This window comes from Novosphingobium sp., from assembly GCF_049240505.1.
Classification (GTDB): domain Bacteria; phylum Pseudomonadota; class Alphaproteobacteria; order Sphingomonadales; family Sphingomonadaceae; genus Novosphingobium.
The window spans coordinates 1-5,449 of record NZ_JBMLSM010000093.1; the positions used below are offsets into that span (position 1 = coordinate 1).

The window sequence follows — 5,449 nt, forward strand, 5'->3', positions numbered from 1 at the left end:
TCGCTGGCGCGAATGCCACCTCCCCGTTTGTCCTTCGGAAAAACAGGGAGGATCATCGCTTCCGCCGCCCGATCACCCAAGCCACTGGCACCGTCGCCAAAACCGGCCCGATCCAGTCGGCCAACCGATCGGCATTATCCCACACGCGCCCATCAAACACGCCCCACCACGGCATGTTGGCTCGCAGGCCCTGCCCGAACTGTTCGATCCAGCGATATTCCGCCTGCGAAACCTCGCGCCCGATGAAATAGCCACAGGCCAGTGCCGCCCCTGCCCACCAGTTGCGCGTGGTCAGTCCGATCAGCGCCTGAATCAACAGCGCCACAATCGCGTGTTCGATCAGATTCATCCTGCCTCCAACAGAAAAGGGGCGGCAGCCCTGCGGCCCCGCCCCTCTCCAATTCAGTCTTGAACCCGGTCAGGCAGCAACAACGCTCGCCTTGCGGATCACGCCGGGGTTTGCCGGCGGTTCGCCCTTGGGCAGCGCGTCGATCAGGTCCATGCCGCTCTCGACCTGGCCCCAGACGGTGTACTGCTTGTCGAGGAAGCGCGCGTCATCGAAGCAGATGAAGAACTGGCTGTTGGCCGAGTGCGGCGCACTGGTGCGTGCCATCGAGCATACGCCGCGCACGTGCGGTTCGGCGTTGAATTCGGCCTTCAGGTCCGGCTTGTCCGAACCGCCCATGCCGGTTCCCTGCGGGCAACCGCCCTGCGCCATGAAGCCCGGGATCACGCGATGGAACTTCACGCCATCGTAAAAGCCTTCACCGGCCAGTTCCTTGATCCGCTCAACGTGGCCGGGGGCCAGATCGGGGCGCAGCTTGATCACTACATCGCCGGAATCGAGCGAAAGAACGAGATTTTCGTCAGCCATTGGTCGCAGTCCTTGTTGTCTTGCGGGCGGATATAAGGGGTCGGACGAGAAAGTCACGCATAGGTCTGCTAGGTGGTTGCAATTGCCTGCCCAGTAGCTAACCCGCCCCATATGGAGCGCAACGAGGATCTCATCGAATCCCTCGCCCCCGACGCGGAAATTTCGCCCGCGCCGGTCGAAGCCGTGCGTAACGCCGATAGCCTCGATCAGGAGGATAACACCCTTCGCCCCGGCTTCGTCCGCAAAGTCGCCGAAGCGCTTGAGGCGGGCGACGATGAAACCGTTTACAACCTCGTCGAACCGCTCCACCCGGCTGATATTGCCGACCTTTTCGAACTGATCGATCAGGATGACCGCGTAAAGCTCGCCCGCGCGATCAACGATCTTCTCGGCGGCGAGGTGATCGCCGAACTCAACGATTACGTCCGCGAATACCTTGTCGAGGAACTGGAGCCTGAAGAGGTTGCCGAACTCGCCGAGCAGATGGAAACGGACGACGCCGTTGCCCTGATCGAAGACCTTGACGAGGAAGACCAGCAGGCCGTCCTCGCCGAGATGGAGCCGGAAGACCGCGCCGCGATCGAATCCGCGCTGTCCTACCCGGAAGAAACCGCCGGCCGTCTGATGAGCCGCGATGTGATCGCGGTGCCCGAAGCCATGACCGTGGGCGACCTGATCGATTATCTACGCCGCGATGACGAACTTCCTACTGAATTCTGGGAAGTCTTCATCGTCGATCACAAGCATCACCCGGTCGGCACCTGCAGCCTGTCATGGATTCTGCGCGCCCCGCGCAGCGTGCAACTGGCCGATGTGATGAAGCGCGATCAGACGCTGATCCCCGTCACGATGGATCAGGAAGAAGTCGCGCTGCGCTTTCAGAAATACGCACTGATTTCCGCCGCCGTGATCGATGAAGCCGGGCGTCTCGTTGGCCAGATCACCGTCGACGATATCGTCCACATCATTCAGGAAGAGGCGAGCGAGGATATCCTGCGCCTGTCCGGTGCAGGCGATGGCGACATCAACGAACCCATCCTGCTGACGGTCCGCACGCGCCTCACATGGCTGATTGTCAATCTCGGCACCGCGATGGTTGCCGCATCGGTCGTTGGCATGTTCCAAGGCGCGATTGCCCGCTTTGCGCTGCTCGCCGTGCTGATGCCCATCGTATCGGGCATGGGCGGAAACGCAGGCACGCAGACGCTGGCCGTTGTGGTGCGCGCCATCGCCACCAACCAGCTTACCAGTTCCAACACCGTCCGTATGATCCTGCGCGAATTGCGCATCGCCGCCACCAACGGCACCGCGCTCGGCATCCTGATCGGCAGCGCGACCGCGCTCCTGTTCTCGAACCCGCTGCTCGGCGCGGTGATCGGCTCGGCGATGGTGATTAACAATCTGGTGGCGGGCCTTGCCGGAATCATGGTCCCGGTCACGCTTGATCGCCTAAAAGTGGACCCGGCTGTCTCTTCTGCCGTATTCGTGACGATGGCCACCGATGTCATGGGCTTCTTCTCGTTCCTCGGCCTCGCGGTGTTAAGCGGGTTGGCGGCGTAGCACTTCACTTGAGGCACCGGCCTGCTCCCCCGGCCCGGTCAGCCCTTGGGATAGAATATGGGTGGCCGGGCCGGGGGAGCGGGCCGGTGCCGCACTGAAAGCCCGGATGGGCTTTCAGCATCCGCAGGGATCAAAAATGCCCCTCAACATGACCAAGGTCGCCTATGGCGCCCAATCCCTCGCCGAAATCCATGAATGGTTCTCGGAATCCGGTCGTCGCGGCGGTGCCAAAGTCGCCTACCTCACCACCCGCAACCGCCCAAAACGCGCCGAGGAAATGATCGGCGGCTCGCTTTACTGGATTCACAAGCACCAACTCGTCGCCCGCTCCGAAATCGTGGGTTTTGAAGAAGCCGAAGGCGGCCGCACCAACATCGTCGTCAGCACCAAACTGATCGAAGTCCACCCCAAACCCCGCCGCGCCCATCAGGGCTGGCGCTATCTCGAACAAGCCGACGCACCTGCGGACCTTGCCGATGGCGAAGCGGGCGAAGTTCTGCCCGCGCAGATCGCGTCGGATCTGGCGAAGCTGGGGCTGGTTTGACACCCCCTTCCCTCAACCTTGCTTGACCGCCTCATAAAATAGAATAGAAACTCCAATAAAGCTCATTGGAGAAGTCGTCGTGGTTCAGAGATCGGCACCATCATTCAAGGTTCTCCGGTGGGTGACACGCTTTTTTGCTCCAGTTATTCTAGGCACTTACGGCGTGCCAAGCCCTGCCCAATCGCCAGCACCGTCCACACAGTGGATCACCTTCGGCACCAGTGGCGGCCCCGCCGTGCAGGTGCAGCGTTCGCAGATCGCCAATGCCCTGCTGGTAAATGGTGCCATCTACCTGTTCGATCTCGGCAATGGCGTACAGCGTCAGATGGCTCTGGCAGGCTTGCCGGAAAACGCGATCAAGGCCGTATTCCTTTCGCATCATCATCTTGATCACAATGCCGATCTTGGCCCGATAATCATGACCCGGTGGACTTTCTTTCCTTCACCCCTGCCGATTTTCGGGCCGCAAGGCACGGCTGCATTGGCAACAGGGCTGGCCAGATCGAACGCACCTACAGAATTGGCGGGATTTCCCACGTTCGGCCCGGCAAAGCCAACAGCAGAATCGCTGATCCGCGCGGTCGATCTGCCGTCAGGGCTATCCGCGCAGAAACTGGTTTTTGAAGACGAAAACGTCAGAATCTGGGCGATCGGCGTGGATCATTTTCAGGTTCCCCCTTCAGTCGCTCTGCCTCACCTGCCGGATGCCGTCGCCTATCGCGTGGAAGCAGGCGGCAGGACATTCGTCTTCACCGGTGACTCAGGCCCATCATCAAGGCTGACGGAACTGGCGCGCGGGGCAGATGTTCTGGTAACAGAAGTGGTTGAACCTGAAGGAATTGCAGCCAGCCTTGCCCAGATGATGAAAGGCGCTCCGGCCGCTGCACGGGACAGCATAGTCAATGGGATGACCCGCAACCATCTGACGCCACGCATAATCGGTGAAATGGCACAGAAAGCTGGCGTCAAACATGTGGTGCTGACCCATTTCGTCCCCTCGCCGGAATCCGTGGCCGATCAATCGATCTATCGGCGTGAGATCGCCGTGAACTACGATGGCCCTGTCAGCCTTGCCAACGATCTTGACCGGTTCTGACCACCCGCGTCAGACCTTTGCCGCCGCCTCGCGCGCCAGAACCTTCCTGATCAGGTCCGCATAGACCTCAGGCTCCTGCGCGCCCGGCACGATCAGCTTGCCGTTGATTACCACAGCGGGAACGCCAGACACGTTCAAGTCCCACGCCTGCCGCTCGCCTGCGATCACCGCCGCGTCAATGTCTGGATCGATCATCGCCTGAAGCGCGCCCACGCGCGGCAGGCCTGCGCTCTCCGCCACTCCGGCCAGCACTTCCGGGTCCGACACATTGCGTCGCGCCTGAAAATGCGCATCGAACAGCGCGCGTTTAAGGCGCACCTGCGTCTCTGGACCGAAATCGCGCAAGGCCCACGTCAGCAGCCGGTGCGCTGCCCGCGTGTTCCACATCATCGCCGGCGGCGCTTCGCCCTCTCCGGTATAGTCGAACGAATAGCCTGCGCGTGCCCCCGCCTGCTTCAACGTCTCGCGCACCCCCGCAGATTGCTCCGGCGTGCGGCCATATTTGCGCTGGATATGCGCGGCCTGTTCCTCGCCTTCCTCGGCCATATCGGGGTTCAGTTCGAAGGGGTGGAAACGCACCGTCGCTTCCACTTCACCCGCCATGCCCGCCAGCGCCTTGTCCAACTGGTTCAGCCCGACCACGCACCACGGACACATCACATCCGACCAGATGTCGAGCATGACTTTGGCGGGGGCGTTCCCCTCCGGCGTCATTGCTCCAGCCACCACTTGAGCAAATGATGCGCTACAGCAAAGGGCGGCGGCGCAATGAACGCACCATCCTCTGCGCCCGTCATCGCATATTGCACTTCCTCGCGCGTGAACCAGCGGGCATCGTCGAGTTCGGTCGCGTCGATAGTGATTTCGCGCTGCGTGGTAAACGCATGGCAGGCGATCATCAGCGAGGACGGGAACGGCCAAGGCTGGCTCGCCACATAGCGCACCTCGTCCACTTTAACGCCCGCTTCTTCCAGCACCTCGCGCCGAACCGCATCTTCCAGCCCCTCGCCCGGTTCGACAAAGCCCGCCAGCGCGGAATAGCGGCGCGGCGGAAAGCGCGGCTGGCGGCCCAGCAGCAGTTCGCCATCGCATTCCACCGTCATGATCGTGACGGGATCGACACGCGGAAAGTGTTCGGCCTTGCAAGCATCGTTCGTGCAACTGCGCTGCCAGCCCCCCTTGGCCAGCCCTGTGGCCGATCCGCACCGCGCGCAAAAGCGGTGCCGCGCGTGCCAATCGACCAGACTGCGCGCGCCGCCGTAGATCGTGAGGTCACCGGGCGAGAGGTTGCCCATCGCCGCCCACAACCTGGGATTGGGCGGTGCCACGCTTCCCACGATGCGCGGCGTCACTTCGGCAAAGCACCCGCGCCCAT

7 protein-coding genes are annotated in these 5,449 nt (G+C 62.0%); 3 read left to right on the plus strand and 4 right to left on the minus strand.

The window, feature by feature from the left end:
* Positions 1-52 precede the first annotated feature (52 nt).
* Together ACOVQ0_RS07720 and ACOVQ0_RS07725 are read right to left on the minus strand one after the other, a co-directional pair.
* Positions 53-349 (minus strand): hypothetical protein, encoded by a 297-nt coding sequence (locus ACOVQ0_RS07720; protein WP_421882447.1) that lies wholly within the window; start codon positions 347-349, stop codon positions 53-55.
* Positions 350-418: 69 nt separating this feature from the next.
* A complete protein-coding gene (locus ACOVQ0_RS07725) occupies positions 419-874 on the minus strand; it encodes a peptidylprolyl isomerase (RefSeq protein ID WP_421882450.1) in 456 nt (151 codons plus the stop codon).
* A gap of 111 nt (positions 875-985) precedes the next feature.
* Between ACOVQ0_RS07725 and mgtE the strand changes: the two genes are divergently transcribed.
* The 3 genes from mgtE (at position 986) to ACOVQ0_RS07740 (ending at position 4,074) form a co-directional block, all read left to right on the plus strand.
* The gene (mgtE, locus tag ACOVQ0_RS07730) at positions 986-2,434 is read left to right on the plus strand and encodes a magnesium transporter (protein ID WP_421882453.1); all 1,449 of its coding nucleotides are present in this window, start codon (positions 986-988) and stop codon (positions 2,432-2,434) included.
* 136 nt (positions 2,435-2,570) lie between these two features.
* On the plus strand, positions 2,571-2,978 hold the full coding sequence (locus tag ACOVQ0_RS07735) for a DUF1489 domain-containing protein (RefSeq protein ID WP_421882457.1): 408 nt from the start codon (positions 2,571-2,573) through the stop codon (positions 2,976-2,978).
* A gap of 163 nt (positions 2,979-3,141) precedes the next feature.
* Positions 3,142-4,074 (plus strand): MBL fold metallo-hydrolase, encoded by a 933-nt coding sequence (locus ACOVQ0_RS07740; protein ID WP_421882461.1) that lies wholly within the window; start codon positions 3,142-3,144, stop codon positions 4,072-4,074.
* A 9-nt stretch (positions 4,075-4,083) separates the two neighbouring features.
* Here the strand turns inward: ACOVQ0_RS07740 and ACOVQ0_RS07745 are convergent, their stop codons facing one another.
* Positions 4,084-4,788: a DsbA family oxidoreductase gene (locus ACOVQ0_RS07745; protein WP_421882464.1), complete on the minus strand. Its 705-nt coding sequence runs from the start codon at positions 4,786-4,788 to the stop codon at positions 4,084-4,086.
* Positions 4,785-5,449 (minus strand): NAD(+) diphosphatase (gene nudC, locus ACOVQ0_RS07750; RefSeq protein ID WP_421882467.1); only part of this gene is annotated, 665 nt, incomplete at its 5' end. The genes ACOVQ0_RS07745 and nudC, both read right to left, overlap by 4 nt.